The sequence below is a fragment of the Acinetobacter lwoffii genome (assembly GCF_024129685.1).
In the GTDB taxonomy this organism is placed as follows: domain Bacteria; phylum Pseudomonadota; class Gammaproteobacteria; order Pseudomonadales; family Moraxellaceae; genus Acinetobacter; species Acinetobacter lwoffii_X.
In genome coordinates this window covers 55,776-74,700 of record NZ_JAMXXL010000015.1, presented here as the reverse complement: position 1 = coordinate 74,700, position 18,925 = coordinate 55,776, and the positions used below count along the sequence as shown (strand labels likewise).

The 18,925-nt window shown below is 41.8% G+C and carries 18 protein-coding genes; 11 read left to right on the top strand and 7 right to left on the bottom strand.

Annotated elements, in window-relative coordinates:
* The 7 genes from NI464_RS09025 to NI464_RS08995 form a co-directional block, all read left to right on the top strand.
* A partial coding sequence (locus NI464_RS09025) for an RNA-guided endonuclease InsQ/TnpB family protein (RefSeq protein WP_253138197.1) occupies positions 1–428 on the top strand: 428 nt, incomplete at its 5' end.
* A 94-nt stretch (positions 429–522) separates the two neighbouring features.
* Positions 523–3,273: a bifunctional [glutamate--ammonia ligase]-adenylyl-L-tyrosine phosphorylase/[glutamate--ammonia-ligase] adenylyltransferase gene (gene glnE / locus NI464_RS09020; RefSeq protein WP_253138196.1), complete on the top strand. Its 2,751-nt coding sequence runs from the start codon at positions 523–525 to the stop codon at positions 3,271–3,273.
* A 24-nt stretch (positions 3,274–3,297) separates the two neighbouring features.
* Positions 3,298–4,224, top strand: a complete 927-nt coding sequence (locus NI464_RS09015) for a branched-chain amino acid transaminase (RefSeq protein WP_004278329.1) — start codon at positions 3,298–3,300, stop codon at positions 4,222–4,224.
* A gap of 128 nt (positions 4,225–4,352) precedes the next feature.
* Positions 4,353–5,075, top strand: coding sequence for a hypothetical protein (locus NI464_RS09010; RefSeq protein WP_004647484.1), 723 nt, complete (start codon positions 4,353–4,355; stop codon positions 5,073–5,075).
* A gap of 38 nt (positions 5,076–5,113) precedes the next feature.
* Complete coding sequence (locus tag NI464_RS09005) at positions 5,114–5,857, top strand: hypothetical protein (RefSeq protein WP_253138195.1); 744 nt, start codon at positions 5,114–5,116, stop codon at positions 5,855–5,857.
* Positions 5,858–5,859: 2 nt separating this feature from the next.
* Complete coding sequence (locus NI464_RS09000; protein WP_247143804.1) at positions 5,860–6,672, top strand: glycosyltransferase family 25 protein; 813 nt, start codon at positions 5,860–5,862, stop codon at positions 6,670–6,672.
* A gap of 6 nt (positions 6,673–6,678) precedes the next feature.
* The gene (locus NI464_RS08995; protein ID WP_253138194.1) at positions 6,679–7,731 is read left to right on the top strand and encodes a glycosyltransferase; all 1,053 of its coding nucleotides are present in this window, start codon (positions 6,679–6,681) and stop codon (positions 7,729–7,731) included.
* Here NI464_RS08995 and NI464_RS08990 read toward each other — a convergent pair.
* The 5 genes from NI464_RS08990 to NI464_RS08970 form a co-directional block, all read right to left on the bottom strand.
* The gene (locus tag NI464_RS08990) at positions 7,720–8,820 is read right to left on the bottom strand and encodes a glycosyltransferase (RefSeq protein ID WP_247143802.1); all 1,101 of its coding nucleotides are present in this window, start codon (positions 8,818–8,820) and stop codon (positions 7,720–7,722) included. The two genes, NI464_RS08995 and NI464_RS08990, sit on opposite strands and share 12 nt — an antisense overlap.
* 44 nt (positions 8,821–8,864) lie before the next feature.
* The gene (locus NI464_RS08985) at positions 8,865–9,731 is read right to left on the bottom strand and encodes a lysophospholipid acyltransferase family protein (protein ID WP_253138193.1); all 867 of its coding nucleotides are present in this window, start codon (positions 9,729–9,731) and stop codon (positions 8,865–8,867) included.
* An 18-nt stretch (positions 9,732–9,749) separates the two neighbouring features.
* On the bottom strand, positions 9,750–9,971 hold the full coding sequence (locus tag NI464_RS08980; RefSeq protein WP_004278319.1) for a hypothetical protein: 222 nt from the start codon (positions 9,969–9,971) through the stop codon (positions 9,750–9,752).
* A gap of 114 nt (positions 9,972–10,085) precedes the next feature.
* Complete coding sequence (gene aspS, locus NI464_RS08975; RefSeq protein ID WP_253138192.1) at positions 10,086–11,870, bottom strand: aspartate--tRNA ligase; 1,785 nt, start codon at positions 11,868–11,870, stop codon at positions 10,086–10,088.
* Positions 11,871–12,032: 162 nt separating this feature from the next.
* On the bottom strand, positions 12,033–12,797 hold the full coding sequence (locus tag NI464_RS08970) for a DUF4184 family protein (protein WP_253101037.1): 765 nt from the start codon (positions 12,795–12,797) through the stop codon (positions 12,033–12,035).
* A gap of 142 nt (positions 12,798–12,939) precedes the next feature.
* On the opposite strand from NI464_RS08970, the gene znuD reads away from it, so the two are divergent.
* Both znuD and NI464_RS08960 read left to right on the top strand, forming a co-directional pair.
* Positions 12,940–15,066, top strand: coding sequence for a zinc piracy TonB-dependent receptor ZnuD (znuD, locus tag NI464_RS08965; protein ID WP_253138191.1), 2,127 nt, complete (start codon positions 12,940–12,942; stop codon positions 15,064–15,066).
* Between the two features lie 106 nt (positions 15,067–15,172).
* On the top strand, positions 15,173–16,636 hold the full coding sequence (locus NI464_RS08960; RefSeq protein ID WP_071850409.1) for a phospholipase D family protein: 1,464 nt from the start codon (positions 15,173–15,175) through the stop codon (positions 16,634–16,636).
* An 83-nt stretch (positions 16,637–16,719) separates the two neighbouring features.
* Here NI464_RS08960 and NI464_RS08955 read toward each other — a convergent pair whose 3' ends face one another.
* Entirely contained in the window at positions 16,720–17,178 is a 459-nt protein-coding gene (locus NI464_RS08955) for a hypothetical protein (RefSeq protein WP_005246011.1), read from the bottom strand.
* 179 nt (positions 17,179–17,357) lie between these two features.
* Between NI464_RS08955 and NI464_RS08950 the strand changes: the two genes are divergently transcribed.
* Positions 17,358–17,810: an RcnB family protein gene (locus tag NI464_RS08950; RefSeq protein ID WP_253138190.1), complete on the top strand. Its 453-nt coding sequence runs from the start codon at positions 17,358–17,360 to the stop codon at positions 17,808–17,810.
* A gap of 198 nt (positions 17,811–18,008) precedes the next feature.
* Here NI464_RS08950 and NI464_RS08945 read toward each other — a convergent pair whose 3' ends face one another.
* Positions 18,009–18,506, bottom strand: coding sequence for a phosphate-starvation-inducible protein PsiE (locus tag NI464_RS08945; protein WP_004647497.1), 498 nt, complete (start codon positions 18,504–18,506; stop codon positions 18,009–18,011).
* A gap of 173 nt (positions 18,507–18,679) precedes the next feature.
* On the opposite strand from NI464_RS08945, the gene NI464_RS08940 reads away from it, so the two are divergent.
* Entirely contained in the window at positions 18,680–18,886 is a 207-nt protein-coding gene (locus NI464_RS08940) for a hypothetical protein (RefSeq protein WP_005261855.1), read from the top strand.
* Positions 18,887–18,925: the final 39 nt, after the last annotated feature.

The following is an 18,925-nucleotide window of genomic DNA, read 5'->3' as shown; positions in this document are numbered from 1 at the left end:
ACGCAATGATCGTAGTTGAGGACTTAAAAGTAGCCAATATGTCGAAGTCAGCCAAAGGCTCAATCGAAGAAAAAGGAAAGAATGTTAAAGCCAAGTCCGGCTTAAATAAATCAATCCTGGATCAAGGTTGGTCAATGCTTGTTAATATGTTGGTGTACAAACAGCAATGGCGAGGTGGTTTACTCGTTAAAGTTGACCCTAAATATACAAGTCAGACTTGTAGTTCATGTGGTCACGTTGCAAAAGAAAATAGGCTTACTCAAGCAAACTTTAGTTGTGTCGAGTGTAGCTTTGGCGAGAATGCAGATATTAATGCTTCTCGCAATATTTTGGCGGTAGGACATACCGTTTTGTCTGTGGAGGGTGGATGCGGTAAAGGTCGCCTTGCGAAGCAGAAAGCAAGTGAAATCCGTGAGGAAGTCACCTAAGAGCTTTTACTTTTAGAATCCCCCACTTGAACATCGTGAAAGTGGTGGGAGTATGTCAAAACTAAGCAGAATGTTTCAGGGGAAGAGTTGAGTGATGAATGCGGCACAATTGCAGAAAACCTTAAGAGCTAGCCAATATACCGAACAGGTATTGGCCAATCACCAGAGTTTACTGGAACAGGATTATGCAATTGATCAGTTTCAAGGCTCACTCAGTCGGGAATATATTGATCAGCTGGTGCAGCACTGCATCCTGAATATAAGCGATGAAGCAACGTGGATGCGCGCAATGCGTATTCTGCGGGCTCGTTTGATGTTTCGCTGGATCTGGCAGGATGCCAATCAACTCACCGATGTTATTACCCTCACTCAAGAACTCTCCGATTTTGCCGATGCCTGCATCTGTGCGGCGAAAGATTTTGCCCGTATTCCGGTCGCTGCCAAGTATGGCCAGCCGATTGGCTATAACGGAAAAGTCCAGGATCTGATTGTCATCGCGATGGGCAAACTCGGCGCCCAAGAACTCAATCTTTCCAGTGATATCGACTTGATTTTTGCCTTCGATGAGCAGGGTGAAACCGATGGGCGCAAATGTATTGATGTGCAGCAGTTTTGCATCCTGTGGGGACAAAAATTGATTCATTTGCTGGATCAGATCACGGCGGATGGTTTTGTATTCCGGGTGGATATGCGCCTGCGTCCCTGGGGCGATGGTTCAGCGCTGGCCATTAGCCACGCGGCCTTGGAAAAATATCTGAGCCAGCATGGGCGTGAATGGGAGCGTTATGCCTGGATTAAAGCACGGATTGTCAATCCAAGCCTGGAAGGCGATGAGCTGCTGGAGATGACTCGTCCATTTGTATTCCGCAAGTACGTCGATTACAGCGCTTTTGAAGCCATGCGCGAAATGAAAGCCATGATCGAGCGTGAAGTACAACGCCGGAATATAGAAGATGATATCAAGCTCGGAGCTGGCGGCATTCGCGAGGTTGAATTTATCGTGCAGGTGTTTCAGCTGATTTATGGTGGAGCCAAGCTTGAATTGCAGGATCGCCAGTGTCTGGTGAATCTGAATCATCTGGATGATGCCGAGTTACTGGATGAACAGGCGGTGCAGGATCTGGAAGATGCCTATTTATTCCTGCGCCGGGTTGAGCACGCGATTCAGGCCCTAAATGACCAGCAAACGCAATCATTACCGACAGAGCCAGAGTTAAGGGCGCGTATAACGGACACACTTGGTTTTGCGGATTGGGACAGCTTTATGGCATATCTCAATGAGAAACGTGACAAAGTGATGTATCAGTTTGATCATTTAATCAAGGAAAATGGCCCAGATACCCTGGTTGAAAGTTTTTCCCAGCTGGAAAAAAAACTCAAAGAAGTATTGGATGAGAATGCGAAGAATCTCGTTCATGAGTTTTGGAATGGGCATGCCTTAAAAAAATTACCAGCCAAAGCAGTGCAGCGTTTAAAAGCTTTTTGGCCACATTTAATCGAAGCAGTTTTACAGTCAGAGGATCCGCAGACCGCACTGGTACGACTGATGCCCTTGGTGGAATCAGTGATGCGCCGTACGGTATATCTGGTGATGTTAATCGAGAGTAAAGGGGCGTTGCAGCGACTGGTGAAGATGGCCACGGTCAGCCCCTGGATTTGTGAAGAACTGACCCATTATCCGGTGCTACTGGATGAATTCCTGTCGATGGATTTTGAATTGCCAAAACGTCAGGATCTGGAAGATTCCTTGCGCCAGCAACTTTTACGGATTGAAATTGATCAGGTCGAAGACCAGATGCGGGTCTTGCGCCTGTTTAAAAAGTCCAATGTCCTGGCTGTTGCCGCCAGTGATGTGCTGGCAGAAAGCCCGCTGATGAAAGTTTCCGATGCTTTGACCGATATTGCTGAAGTATCGGTGAATGCAGCGCTGCATCTGGCTTATCAGATTGTTGCGAAAAAGCATGGTTTTCCACTGGATGCTGAAGGGCAGCGCTGTTCAGTTGAGCATACGGCTTTTGCAGTCATTGGTTATGGTAAAGTCGGTGGAATTGAACTGGGTTATGGTTCGGATCTGGATCTGGTGTTTATTCACTACATGGGTGAACAGGCCGATACAGATGGACTCAAGCCGATCAGTGGCTTTGAGTTTGCCATGCGCGTGGCACAAAAATTCATGTCACTGATGACCACGCAAACTCTGGATGGACGTGTATATGAGGTCGATACCCGATTGCGTCCATCGGGCGAAGCTGGGCTTTTGGTGACCAGTTTAAAAGCCTTTGAACAATACCAGTTCAAAAGTGCCTGGCTATGGGAGCATCAGGCACTGGTGCGAGCCCGTCCGATTGCGGGTGAAATGAGCTTGCGAAAAAAGTTCGAAGTCTTACGCCGGGATATTTTGATTCAGCCTCGCGATGAAAATTATGTACGGGCAGAAGTACTGAAAATGCGTCAGAAAATGAAGGAGCATCTCGGTTCTTCTAAAGAGCAAAAAAAAGATGGTATTTTTCATTTAAAACAAGATGCAGGTGGTATCGTAGACATCGAATTTATGGCACAGTATGCGGTGTTGGCTTGGAGTGGGACGAATAAAGATCTCGCCCATTTCTCCGACAATGTACGAATTCTTGAGGATGCCGCAAAATCAGGTTGCTTATCCAGCGACGATGCGACTGCTCTGATTCAAGCTTATCTCCGTGAACGCGCCGAGAGCCATCGCTTAGCCCTTGCAAATCAATCCATGCAAGTGTCTGCAAGCGACTGGCACGATACCCGAATGACCGTTTGCAAGTTATGGCAAAGACTAATTGATCCAAGTGCAGACTTTGTACTGGATAGTGAATAATTGTGAAAAATTGGAGTTTGTGGCATGAATTTGGCTGATCGTGATGGTTTCATTTGGCAAGATGGACAACTAGTTGACTGGCGTGAGGCAAAAACTCACGTATTAACACATACTTTGCATTACAGCATGGGTGTGTTTGAAGGCGTCCGAGCTTATGAAACCCCGAATGGAACGGCTATTTTCCGTCTTAAAGAACATACGAAGCGCTTGTTGAATTCTGCAAAAATTTATCAAATGAAAGTTCCATTTGATCAAGCAGCATTAGAACAGGCTCAAATTGATGTTGTTCGTGAAAACAAATTAGCGTCTTGCTATTTACGTCCAATTATTTTTATTGGTTCTGAAAAACTCGGTATCGCTGCAACTGACAATACCATTCATGCCGTAGTTGCGGCATGGAGCTGGGGTGCTTACCTTGGTGAAGAGGCGATGGCGAAGGGAATTCGCGTAAAAACGTCTTCATTTACCCACCATCATCCGAACGTGACCATGTGTAAGGCTAAAGCATCAGGTAACTACACCTTGTCGATTCTTGCGCATCAGGAAGTGGCGCATTCAGGTTATGATGAAGCAATGCTGCTCGACCCACAAGGCTATGTATGCCAAGGTTCAGGCGAAAACGTATTCCTGGTGCGTGATGGCGTGATTCATACGCCTGATATCGCAGGTGGTGCGTTGGATGGTATTACTCGCCAAACCATTATTACCATTGCTAAAGACCTGGGTTATGACGTAATTGAACGCCGTATTACCCGTGATGAGTTCTACATCGCAGATGAAGCATTCTTTACCGGTACTGCTGCAGAAGTAACACCAATCCGTGAATATGATGACCGTCAAATTGGTGAAGGTGTACGTGGTCCAATTACCACTCAAATCCAGAAAGCATACTTTGATGCGGTTCAGGGCAAAGACCCGAAATATGCACACTGGTTAACGTATGTGAAGTAATTCAGAATTTACTGATTGAAAAAACCTCTCATTTGAGAGGTTTTTTTTAACGGATGTACTTATTCTGCTGAACTTATGTCATCATATTCAGCATCAAGAAGATTTTAAGATGAGCTTAGGCATACGCAATGAGTAACATCGTTATTTGTATGAAATGGGGAACCAAATACGGTTCAGAATACGTCAATCGTTTATACAATATGGTTAAACGACATACGACAGTCGACTTTAAAATGGTCTGTCTGACGGATCGTACTGAAGGCATTGATCCTGCAGTACAATGTTTCCCTATTCCACCTTTGGCATTGCCTGAAGGTGCGCCTGAGCGTGGCTGGAACAAGCTATCTACTTTTGAGCCTGATCTGTATGGTTTGGAAGGCAATGCATTATTTCTCGATCTTGATGTAGTGATTGTCGATAATATCGATGAGTTCTTTACCTATCCGGGCGACTTTCTGATTATCCATGACTGGAAACGGCCGTGGCGTATTACCGGTAACAGTTCGGTTTACCGGTTTAAACTGGGTGCTTTCCCAGGTCTGTTACCTTATTTCCGTGAAAACTTTGATGAAATCCGTAAAAAATTCCGTAATGAGCAAGCCTATTTGTCTTGGTACGTAGACCGTGAAGGTAAACAGACATACTGGCCAGAAAGCTGGTGCAAGAGCTATAAATATCATTGCCTGCAAAAAATCCCGATGGCTTACTTTAAGCCACCTGTGAAGCCTGAAGGGGCCAAAATCATTGTGTTTCATGGGGAGATTAATCCACCTGATGCAGTCAATGGTGGTGGTGGGAAATGGTACCGTTATGTATTGCCATCGCAGTGGATCAAGGATGCTTGGCAGTAAGCTGAATCAATGAGAAATTGAAAGAGATTTAATTTCAAATGCCGGTAAGAAAGAAAAGTAAGTTCGAACAATGGTTTTCATTTAGTCGTCATCAGCGTCGTTTTGGTGCTGAAAAGATTTATGCGCAATTTGGTCAAGCCGATTTAAATCAGTTAAAAAATACCATCATTGATGGGGATCAAATTCAATATACGCATGGTTCGGCCAAAGATCTCAATGAGCATATTGAACAACTCAAACAGGAGTTTGTGGGGCAGTCTGCATTAAATCATTTCCATGCCAGTCTGATTGTTTTAATTCGCCGTGAGGTCGATACTCAAAATAATTATGACAAATTCAAGGCATTATGGATGGCTGAACGAGATTTTCTTGTACAGTCATTGAATATACGCTGGCTGATTTCAGCCTGTGATACTTTTATTGATTTTGATGAAGACGTAACTCTAAAAGCCATTCTGATGAATGCAGTGTTATTGATTAATACGCTTAAGTTACAGGAAACAGAACGTTTTTTGTGTGATCAGTCTTTAACTGTAAATCAGGAGCATCAGCAGTTATTACAACAACAGCGCTATGCCTTATTTGATGGTACTTCTGCATTTGCAGTTGGAACAGATGATACTTTACGTAATATGCGCTGGCGACTAGAACAAGTGTGTAAAGCTCATGAGCTTGGTCAAATCGTGATAGAAATTTTTGATCGTCTTCAACTTGAGCAGAATGAGAATGTTTATTCACGTTTTAAACAGCGTCATACTCGTGAAAAGACGAGATGGTGGTAATTGTGAATACTTTAATTATCAATTTAAAAAGTTCACAGGATCGTCGTGATTTTCAAAAAAGACAATTTGGGAAATTAGGACTGGATTTTGAAATATTAGAAGCATTTTCAGTTGCTGATCTGAGTGAAGAACAATACCAAAAATTCGGTTTTGGCTGGCAAAGGCCTTTGCGTAAAGTTGAGGTAGCGTGCTTTCTCAGTCACCAAAAAGCCTGGGAAGAAGTAATAAAAAGGAATCAGCCCTGTTTAATTCTTGAAGATGATGCCGTATTGGCTTCCAATACAAAAGAAATTTTAAATGAAATTGAACAGCATCAATTTTCAGATGTGGACTTAATTAATCTAGAAGTAAGAAGTCGTAAAAAAATTATTAGTCGAACACCCGTGTGTATCTTAGGTTCTACTCAGGTCGAATTATATGAATTATATCAAGATCGTACTGGAGCAGCAGGTTATATCCTCTACCCGAGTGGCGCGCAAAAATTATTAAAACGTTTGGCAAAAACCACACCGGCAATTGCAGATGGATTTATATTCTCTGCTTATGAATTACATTGTTTGCAAGCTGAACCGGCAGTGATTATTCAAGAAGATCAGCTTGGTGCTTATGGTCTCTTACAACAAGGGCGTTTTGATTCGACCATTGGGCGCTCTGAACACTTTAAACCTGAATTCAGCTCTATCAAAGAAAAATATAAGTTTAAAAAAAGACGTTTAGTAGGACAAATTGCAATGGCGATACGATATTTGCAGGTCATGGGAAAGGCAGAAAAAAGATTGATCAATCTAGATCAAGAAAAATTTATTCAGGATTAGTGCTTCATGAAAAAAACAATCGTATTAGCCATTTTTACTTTACAGGGAAATGGCGCTGAACGTTTTGCTTTAACCTTGGCAAAGGGCCTAATTGATGCAGGTCATGAAGCACATATTGTTTATTTTAAAAATATTATTGATTTACCGATTCCTGCGGGCGTAAAACTTCACTTTTTTGATTATCAAAAGTATCGTGCAATTCCTAAATTTATGCGTGCCAGTTTTGCAGCAAAAGCATTTGATCGGTTTGTTATTAAAAATATTGGGATCCCTGACCTTGTCCTATCAAACTTATTTCCTGTTGATTTTATATTATCAAAAAGTCAGTTACCGAATGTTCATTTAGTCATTCATAACACGACGAGTTTGGAATATGGTGAAAGATTAGAGGGAATGAAAAAACAGTTGGATAAAGTTTATTTAGCCAAGCCTTGTGTAGCAGTAAGTAAGGGTGTCGAAAAAGACTTTATTAAAGTATTTGGCTCAAAAAGTCGGATTACTACAATTTATAATCCGATTGATGTGGAACAAGTGGTTTCAACAGCAAATGAATATATTCCTGATATTGAAAAACCATATATTGTAAATGTTGGGAAGTTTAAGCAACAGAAACGACATGATATTTTAATTAAAGCTTATGCAAAAGCCAATGTTCAAGAAAAGCTGGTTTTGGTCGGGACTGGTGAACTATTAGAAACTTCTAAAAAATTGGTTAAAGATTTAGGGATAGAAGGCAAGGTTATTTTTACAGGCTTCAAAAAAAATCCCTATCCATATATTAAGCATGCAAAATTTATGGTTTTGTCGTCTGATTTTGAAGGGTTGGGTTTAGTAATTTTAGAAGCTTTAGCTTTGGGTATTCCCGTTATAAGTACTGATTGCCCTTCGGGTCCCAATGAAATTTTACAAGCTAATAATCTCGTTGCTGTAGGCAATATTTTTGAACTTTCGCTTAAAATCAATCAAGCATTAAAAGAGGTAGATAATTATTCAACAAATTTGAATCCATCTTTTACCCAAACTTATGCTGTTGCGGAATATATACGGTTAATCGATTAACTTAATAAATTTATCAGCCATCTCTTTAATATCGTAACGTTTTGATAAGTTTGGGGGAATTTGATATGGATTTTCTAATATATCTTCGATAGAATTTTTTAATTCTGCACGATTATTTGGTTGTACTAGACCGCGTTGCATATCAGGGGTAAAAAATTGATGTGATACTCCTTCGCTGCAATTATATGCAACGACATGAGTGCCATTTAATAGAGCTTCTCCAATAACAAGACCGAAGCCTTCTGTCTGAGAAGGGAGAACTAATATTTTACTTTTTTTAATATATTCGATAGGTTCATCCACCCAGCCAGTAAAATGAACACGATCGCTAATATTTAGTTGATTGACTAATTTTAAAAGTTTGTCTTTTCTTGCTCCATCACCAATAATAATCATATTTTTAATAATATGAGAATTTTTTAGAGCAAATAAAGCATGTTCAATTTGTTTGGAAGGTGATAAACGACCAACATAGCAAATATCCCATACTTTTTCTTTCTTTTCAGATTGTATTGTATCTTTTAAATTTAATCCATTATAAATAACATTTATATTAGAATTCTCTAAAATTTGAGAATATTTCAATTTTAAATCTTTATTAAGTACGATAAAATTTTTGTTTGAAAACACTTCCTTAAATTTATTAATAAATTTTCTCTTCTTATATATATTTCTTAATATTTTAATCGGATTTGAAGTTTTATTAAATTCAGGAAGAATATCTGCTTGTGACCATATCCATATATTTGGATGATTAATAAATGATATGCTTAAATATGCATACCAAATAGTTAATATAACAGCTTCAGGTTTTATTTCATCAATAAGAGACTGGAGTTGTTCTTTCTTACTAGATTCTAATTTTTTGTCTATTAATAACTTCCCACCAACAAATTTAATAGGAAAATCAATAGATTGAATATTGAAACTCTTAGTCTTTTCTTTATAATTATTTATATCAATTAAGGTTATGATGTTTATTTCATAGCCTCTCTCTTGCAGTTTTTTTGCAAGATTAAGAGTCATAATTTCTGCACCACCACCTTTAAGATGATCAATAATAAAAAGAATTTTTTTCTGATCTTTCATTTTAAACCTAATTTTTAAGTTTTAATTTAAGTAGCTAATTTTTACTATGAGTAATATAAACTTTTGTCATTTTCCAACTTCCTAAACCGTTTATATCCCCACAAATACTGCTCTGGAGCGACATTAATCATGCGCTCCATTTCTTTATTTAAGGTATCCACAGAACACTGTAGGTCTTTCGACGAAATATCGTCAGAAAGTTGGGTCACAACAATATCATAACCGGATAAATCATCACGTCTTAAACAACTGAGTCCAACCACAGAACATTGGGTTTTAGCTGCCAGTTTGGAAAGTAAGGTAGAAGATAGTGCATTCTGATTGTAGAAAAGTGAGTAGATACCACCACTTTCTTTAGGGACATGATCCGGTAAAATTGCAGAAAAACCACCCTGTTTTAAATGCTTAAACAAAGCACGTACACCAGAATCATCTGTAGGGACCAGTGTGGCATTCAGGCGTTGCCGAGCTTCAAGCATAAAACGGTCAACATCCTGATTCTTGCTGGGCTTGTACATAATTACAGGGGAGGTGTGCTGATTTACCCAGACATTTAAAAGCTCCCACGTACCAAAATGAGGCACCACAGCCAAGCAGCCCTGAGGATTTTGCAGAGCCTGGAGAAAAATATCTTCGCCATGCACATCTCGAATTAAAGACAGCGCATATTCAGGAGATGATCCCCAAATCTTGACTGATTCCGCATACGTCATGCACTGACTTTTGAGACTGCATTTAGTCAAATCAGCCCGTTCAGATTCAGAAAGTTCAGGATAAGCAGAGGCCAGATTAATCTCGGTCACTTGGCGTGCAGAAGAATGGCTGAGATACAAAAGTGATCCAGCCAGTTGCGCAAGATTTTGAATGAATCTTAGTGGAAGCTTGGAGAAATTTTTAAGTAGGGTGTACATGCTATCCAGATGGTCAGATTATAGGTCTTTGTCCGGATTGCCCTTCAGCACCATATAAATCAAACCTACAAAAATCAGCAGGGCACCTAAAATACTGCTCAGGCAAAAATACACAATACGGTCATTGGTATCGAGGTTGAACAGGTTGTTGGCAAGGATATAGCGCATGAACAGCCATTGAACCACTGAAAATACAATAAGCATAATGCTGCGATTACGAACTGCAGGACGCATAGCCATTGCTAATTACCTTAGATTAAAAACTGTGGCTATTATGCCACTGTTCCAGATGCGACTCAATCACACAAAAAAGCCCCACACGAGGCAGGGCTTTTTCACTTAAAACGTCAAGAATTATTCTTGAGATTCAGCTTTCGGTTTTTCACGTAAGCGAATCCCAAGGTCACGCAGCTGGTTTGATTCAACTGGTGCTGGCGCTTGAGTCAATGGACATTCAGCAGTCTTGGTTTTCGGGAACGCGATCACGTCACGAATTGAAGAACCGCCAGTCATGAGCATCACCAGACGGTCAAGACCAAATGCCAAACCACCATGCGGAGGCGCGCCATAACGTAATGCATTCAACAAGAAGCTGAATTTTTCTTCCGCTTCTTCTTCACCAATACCAAGCGCTTCAAAGATCGCTTTTTGCATTTCAAGGTTGTGAATACGCAGTGAACCACCACCGATTTCAGTACCGTTCAATACCATATCGTAAGCCACAGACAATGCCGCACCTGGGTTGCTCTTCACTTCTTCTACGCTAGATTTAGGCAGCGTGAATGGGTGGTGAACAGACGTCCATTTGCCATCATCAGTTTCTTCGAACATTGGGAAATCAACGACCCAAAGTGGCGCCCACTCACAAGTTGATAATTTAAGGTCATGACCGATCTTCACACGAAGCGCGCCCATGGCATCGTTTACAACTTTGGCTTTGTCTGCACCGAAGAATACGATGTCGCCATTTTCAGCGCCAACACGTTTCAATAGATCAAGCACGATTGGCTCGATGAATTTCACGATTGGAGATTGAAGACCTTCGATACCTTTTTCAAGTTCGTTGACTTTGATGTAAGCCAAACCGCGTGCACCGTAGATGCCTACAAATTTGGTGTATTCATCAATCGCGCTACGTGGAAGTGAACCAGCACCCGGTACGCGAAGCGCAACGATACGACCTTTAGGATCTTTTGCAGGGCCTGCGAATACTTTGAACTCAACGTCTTGCATCAAGTCTGCAACGTCAACCAGTTTCAAAGGAATACGCATATCCGGTTTGTCAGATGCATAGTCACGCATTGCATCGTTGTAGGTCATGCGTGGGAATTTATCAAACTCAACATTTAGAAGTTCTTTGAACATCTTAACGGTTAGAGTTTCCATTAAATCCATGATGTCATCGTCACTCATGAACGATGTTTCAACGTCGATTTGGGTGAATTCTGGCTGACGATCCGCACGTAAGTCTTCGTCACGGAAACATTTAGCAATTTGGTAGTAACGATCAATACCGCCCACCATCAACAACTGTTTGAATAGCTGTGGAGATTGTGGCAGTGCGTAGAAACTACCGTTAGATACACGGCTTGGCACTAAATAGTCACGCGCACCTTCAGGAGTCGCACGTGTCAAAATTGGTGTTTCAACGTCTAAGAAACCATTGTCTTCGAAGTAGTTACGAATCAGGTTGGTTAACTTAGAACGGAAACGTAAACGGTCTAGCATTTCTGGACGACGGATATCCAGGAAACGGTATTTCAAACGAATTTCTTCAGAAATATTGGTGTTTTCGTCATTCAAAGGGAATGGCGGAGTTTCAGACTGAGCAAGAACTTCAATTTCTTTACCCAAAACTTCGATTTGACCGCTCACCATATTGGCATTTTCTGTGCCCTCATAACGGCGACGCACACGGCCTGTAATTTTTAATACAAATTCTGAACGTACTTTATCAGCAGTTGCGAATGCTTCAGGAGTATCTGGGTCAATAACCACTTGAACAAGACCATCACGGTCACGCATGTCAAGGAAGATTACACCACCGTGGTCACGGCGACGGTGTACCCAACCGCATAATGTTACGGTTTGGTCAATTTGAGCTTCGGTTAAAGAACCGCAGTAATGAGTTCGCATCATAGCGTTAGAAATCCAACTATATGGGTTAAGGTCAGCGAATACGTAAACAGCGTACCGCTTTGAGTAAAAGTAGGATTATGCCTCTTTGGGCATGTTGTCACAAGAACTTGGGTCAAAAACAATATCATTTTAAAGTGAATAGGCGCAAAGCCAGTGCTTTGTTTAACCCATCCTGCGATCTCTGTCTAAAAATAAAAACAATAAACAGCCCAGACTGAAGGTGATCAAAAAGCCTTGACTAAATTCATTGATAGAGCGACCAGTAAAATAATAGAGGTCCGATTGCCAGACTTCTGTAGAGATATAGCGTGCATAATCCCAGACCGAAAATAGGCCGGTAAATATAGAAAAGAGCAATAAGCCCCAGGCAAACGATTTGATTTTCACACTGACTGCAAGATATTGCTGATGAGTTTTATAATAATGCAGGCTCATCCACAGGATAAAAGGCAAGACAATCACGGAGGTGCCAATCTGTAAAATCCGGTGCAGCGGATAACTTTTTCCAAACAACTGAGAATGTTGGGCTAAGACTTCATGAAAGGCAAAAGTTCGAAAATCGACGTGGGTCAGTCCATCCCAGATTAAATGGGTGGCTGTACCAATGATGACTGCCAGACACATCACCAGGATAAATTTTAGTGCTGAAAGGATATTGTGAATCTTTAAATCATGCTGAATACCGATGAAACGGTAAATCACGGGCCGGTAAATCAGGTACCAGACCGCACAAAAAGCCAGACCGATCCAGAGATCTGGATGAATCAGAGAAGACCATAAATGGGTGATATTAGAATTAGTATGAGTAAATAGACGATGCAGATCTGGAACCATGCTGCCAATGGCCAGCGCAGCAACAGGTAGTCTATTCCCAGTCAAATATGAAATAGGTGGAGCAAGCACAGCATGCGATAAGGTAAAGGGCATAAAAATAGTGTTTTTAATGTAATAAAAAAATATTCAAAGGACATTCTAATAAAATATAGCACTGATTATCGTAAAGGATTGCAAAAATAATGGAATGTTATATTATAACATTCATCCAAAATACTGAATTTGAGCTTCGGTCATGTCCTTTCCTAAGAATCTAATAACATTGTCAATTTTTGCTGTAGTTGCACCTACAGTATTTGCAGAGCAATCCTCATCTTCTATCCCGGTTCAGACCATGGACACGATTCAGGTGCAAGCTCATCCATTGGTGCAGACTGCGGCGGATTTCGCGGTTGCGGATCAGGTCGTGAATCAGAAAGCGCTGTCTGAACGTGCCACCACCATTGGTGATGCCTTGGCAGATGAGCTGGGTGTTTATTCTAATCAATATGGTTCAGGCTCAAGCCGTCCTGTGATTCGTGGTCAAGATGGTCCACGTGTGAAAGTGTTGCAGCATGCGTCTGAAACAGCGGATGTATCCACTTTGTCTCCTGACCATACTGTCACCGTTGATCCGATTCTGGCAAAACAGGTGGAAGTAATTCGCGGTCCATCAACCTTGCTTTATGGTGCCGGTACAGTCGGTGGTCTGGTGAATGTCACTGATCAAAAAATTCCGACCCAGATGCCTGAAGATGGTTTGGAAGGTACAGTCGGCCTGCGTTATAACTCAGGCAGTGATGAAAAACTGGCAAGTGCTGGTGTGACAGCGGGTATTGGTGAAAACTTTGCTTTGCGTGTAGAAGGCTCAAAACGTAAAGCCAATGATTATATTGCACCGGATTATTTTCATGAGCATGATGACGAATTAGAAAAAGAACGTCGTGTGGGCAATACTTTTGCTGAAGGGCAAACAGTCAATATTGGCGGATCATGGATTCATGATCGTGGTTTTGTTGGTTTGTCTTATAGTAACCGTCAGGATCAGTATGGTTTGCCAGGTCATAGTCATGAATATCATGGCTGTGAAATTCATGGCGATCATTTTCACTGTCCAAAACCGGGTGAAGATGAGCACGATCATGAAGAAACCGCGGGTCCTTGGGTAGATTTAAAGTCTGAGCGTTATGATGTCCGTACCGAACTTGAACAGCCTTTTGCCGGTTTTGAAAAGTTACGTGCGCATGCCAGCTTTACCGATTATGAACATGATGAACTGGAAGAAAATGCAGTCATCAGTAACTTTAAAAGCAAGGGCTATGATGCACGTTTAGAACTGGTGCATGTTCCTGTCGCAGGTTGGGAGGGGGTGATTGGAACCCAGCTTTCACAGCAAAAAATTAATTTATCCGCTCCAGAAGCACATGGTCATGCAGAGCACGATCATGAAGGACATGAGCATGATCATGGTGAGCATGCGAGTCATAATCATGATGTGCTGATGGCAGACACCAAAACCCAGAAATACAGCTTATTTGCTTTGGAACATAAACAGATCGGTGATGTACATGTGGAACTTGGAGCACGTGTCGATCATCAAAAAGTAACAGTAGACTCGGAACAGAAAGATTATTCCGGTACGGGTCTTTCCGCATCTGCGGCTGCGAATTGGGAGTTTGCACCGAGTTACAAACTGTCTGTAGTCGGATCACATCAACAGCGTTTGCCTCTAGCGCAAGAGCTGTATGCTGATGGTTTGCATTTTGCGACCAATACCTATGAACTCGGTAATCCTGATCTCGATAAAGAAACTTCAAATAATCTTGAGTTAGGTCTGCATTATGAAGGCGATAAACTCGACTATCACTTGCATGTCTATCACAACTGGTTTGATGATTATATCTATGGCGAAACGGTAGCGCAGAAAGGTAATTTACGGGGCGTGCAATATACCCAAGACAAAGCCAGATTCTATGGTACAGAAGCACAAGCCGGTTATCAGATCAATGATATGTATAAGCTCAGCGTCTTTGGGGACTATGTGCGTGGCAAGATTGAAGCTGAGAATGCACCACGTGTACCTGCAGGTCGTTTAGGAACAAAAGTTGAAGCAGACTTTGCCGATGGTTGGTCAGGTCTGGCTGAATATTATCATGTCTTTAATCAGGACAAGATCGCCAGCTATGAAGATGAAACCCAGGGCTACAATATGGTGAATGTTGGCTTAAGCTATGCCAATAGCCTTGCAGATAACAATGCTTATCGGGTTTATTTCAAGGCCAATAACCTGCTTGATGATCAGGTGTATTCACATACTTCCTTCCTGTCGAATATTCCGCAGGTGGGTCGCAACTTTACTGTTGGCGTGCAGTATGATTTCTAACAGGTCTACTGAAATAATCGACCAAATCATCTAGATCTCACCGAAATCTACTTGAAAAATCATAAGATAAAACCTAGCCTGAGTATATTGGGTTAGGTTTTTTCTTATGCGTATCTTTCAACGAATTCACAATAAATTAAACTGGTCGAATCGCCGTTATGTGGCTTTGATCATTAGTATGCTGGCCGTGGGTTATCTGGCTTCGGCGATCTACCACACGTATAAGCCTTTGCCGGAAGGTCTGAATTACACAGGCAAACTGCGTCATGCCGAAGTCAAATTTCTGGCCGATCAGACTTATCTGGATGCAGAAGGAAAACAGCATTTAGATCATCGCATTTTTAATGAAATGCTGAAAATGATTGAAGAGGCCAAATCACTGATTGTGCTGGACATGTTTTTATTTAATCAGCAAACCGGTGCATCTACGCAGCAGCATCAGGCACTGAGTCAACAGCTGAGTGATGCTTTAATCAGTAAGCGCCTGCTGCAGCCTGAGGTGGAAATCAAGTTTATTACCGATCCGATTAATTCAGTTTATGGCGGGATTAGATCTGAGCAGTATCGGAAATTACGTCAGCACGGTATTGATGTGATTGAAACCAATCTGACGCCGTTGCGCGCTTCCAATCCAAGCTGGTCCGGCTTCTGGTATATCTGTTGCCAGGGCATTGGCAATAATCCGGAAACAGGCTGGTTGCCAAACCCATTTGGCCCAGAAAAAATTACTCTGCGCAGTTATTTTGATTTATTTAACTTTAAAGCCAATCATCGCAAAACCATGGTGGTGGATACTGATCAAGGCTGGAAAGCACTGGTCACGTCCATGAACCCGCATGATGGCAGTTCGCGGCATTCCAATATTGGCTTATTGGTCTGGGGGAGCACAGCTGTGGATATTCTGAAAACAGAACTGTCTGTAGGCAGGATGTCACAAGCGAATATGCCAGCCATTGTTGCTGGGGATTTTCAGGCAGACAGTAGCCAGCCACAAGTTCAGGTGCTGACTGAAAAAGCCATTTATGATGCGATTCTGAATCTGATTCAGACCGCGAAAGCCAATGAACAGATTGATCTGGCGATGTTTTATCTGTCTGAGCGCAAAATTATTAAAAGTCTGATCGCGGCCCATGAACGCGGTGTCAAAGTCCGGATTTTACTTGACCCAAATAAAGATGCCTTTGGCCGTGAAAAGAATGGAATTCCAAACCGGCAGGTGGCTTCAGAATTGCACGAGGCAGGTATAGATGTGCGCTGGTGTCGTACTCAAGGCGAGCAATGCCATAGCAAAATACTGATAAAGCGCAGCGCTCAGCAAGCTGAAATGATTTTAGGCTCGGCCAATTTTACAGTGCGCAATTTGAAAAACTATAATCTGGAAACCAATATGCGCGTGGTGGGTCAGCCTCAGGCTGAAGTCTTCCGGGATGCCCAGCAATATTTTGAAGGGGCATGGTCAAATCTGAATGGCCGTTCTATGAGCGTAGACTATACGCAATATGCAGAAAACTCGTTCTTTAAATATTGGCTGTATCGCTTTATGGAATGGAGCGGCTGGTCGACGTTTTGATTTTAAATCCCTCCTGACCTCCCTTTTAAAAAGGGAGGAAAGTCCCTCTTTGAAAAAGAGGGACTTAGGGAGATTTTTTATTATCAGCTTTTTGATTCTGGATTCGGCGGAACCAACTGATCCAGCTCTTTATCCGTCAATTCATCCAGTTCAGAAATATCGGTTTTAATTTTCCATTGCGCCTCATCATCCACCGGATTTGGCAGACGCGCTTCTAGCCAGTCACATACGACATCGGGCGGGAAATCGGCATGATTACACTGAATCACCCAGCACAAGAAATCTCTGGCAATACCATTCATATACGGTGGTGGAGATACTGGCAGGAACTGCGTCGGAAGACGTTCATTTTTAGAAATATAATTCAGGACATGTCCCAGCTCTTGCACAGTCTGCCAGGCCAGCGGGTGATCAACATTGATCTGAAATTTAAACCACCATGCCTGCTTGCCATCTGAACCATAGCTATCAATCCGTTCTTTCTGAACACTCGGCACTTTAGAAAAATATTCATGCAAACGATCGAAATTTAAATCAGACACAGTATTCAACTCGAAACATTAAAAAAGTGATTTTAGCATAAAGCCACAGGATGCCGATGAGCCCGCTAGATTGAAAATAGGCAAGCGCATTACAAAAAATTGCAGGCTCAGCAGCCTTATCCATATTTTCTGCATCTATTTTGTTTAAAATATAAGCAGATTATTCGGAGGAAGCTCAAATGAGAATCGTACTATCGAGTGCAATATTGGCTGCATTGCTATTAGGATCTTCTGCACAAAGTATGGCTGGCAATGCTTGGGTGGGTTATGGTGGTGTAGATCGATCCACACCGAATTATCGCAGCGCTCCACGATCTTATGATCCACCACGGCAGCATTATCCGCAACGTCCGCTGCCACCAAGACCACATTACCCGCAACGACCACCATATTGGGGCTATCCACCTGCACAGAGTCAAAGTGGATTAAACATTCAGTATCAGGCACCGACCACTATTTATCAAAATTCGAATAGTTATAGCTGGGTCAATGGTGATCCGAATGTTGCCCGGATTGAAAGTTCGAGATATACGGTAATTACCGATTGGCAGCGTTTAGGACTACCAGCACCGCCACGTGGCAGCTACTGGATTTATGAAAACGGACGCTATGTACTGATGCCGAATCGTTAAACTGCTTTAAATTCTGAACGAATAATTCAGTAATAAGCGTAAATAACTAAAAAGACCAAAATAGTTCCCTCTCCTGTGAGGAGATGAGTAGCACTGCTACGCAAGGGAGAGGTTGCTTGAGATAAATAGTCCTAAACCCTGAACGAGGCTTAAGTATTACTTTAAGCTGAAGTGCAAAAAAAAAGAGGGCTTAAAAGACTAGGCCAATTCATCATCTTCTGGGCGCGGTGTTTTACCGAGTGGCAATGGCTTTTCACTATGTTTGTCACGGATCACGGATGGATAGGTCCATGAGGCATAGCGCACCACTAATATCGCAAAGGCCAGAATCAGAATCGAACCGGTAATAATCACCAGATCCATGCTGGCTTTATGCGTGTGTTGAATATCTGCAATCAGCAAACGGGTCAGTGCAGTAATGGCAATATAAATCAGGAAACGTACTGGCATATGGTTGGTTTTAAAATAGATGCCGACCATGGCACCCAGTTCCAGATAAATAAACAACAGAAGAATGTCGTCAATGGTGGCGAACTGTTTGACGGTCAGAATGTCGATGACCGTATGGCCAGCGGACCAGATCACCATACAGCCAATAATAAACAGCGCAATATAATGAAAGCTTTCTACAGCAAGATTACCAAGACGGTCGAGGAGCGCTTCAAATTTTTCAATTTTCGGACGTGATTTAGACATATTATCCTCCTGATTTTTCATGTGAAATAAAGATAGTTACAGAATAGCGTGCAAAGATCATGCACAGAATGATTGAATGAAAAATAAAGATTAAATTATTTGAACTTTTGCGCTTATTTTAGACTAAATTGCTATATTGTATGGGTGGTACATTGAATAAATAGGAGAAAAAAGTGTTAGATAAAATTCAAACAAAAATTAGCCAATTAGAAGCCGGAAAAAAATTAATCCTCGGCGTAGGCATTAAGGCTGAAGATATGCAAAAGGTGGTGGAGCTCTGCGAGTCTTTAGAGTCAGAGGGGAATATCAAAATTGTGAATAAACATTCGAATCCGAAAAGCAATAATCAGACGGATACCTTGCTAATTCAAAAAGTTTAATTGTTGCATTTTCATAAAAAACGCCTGCTGATGCAGGCG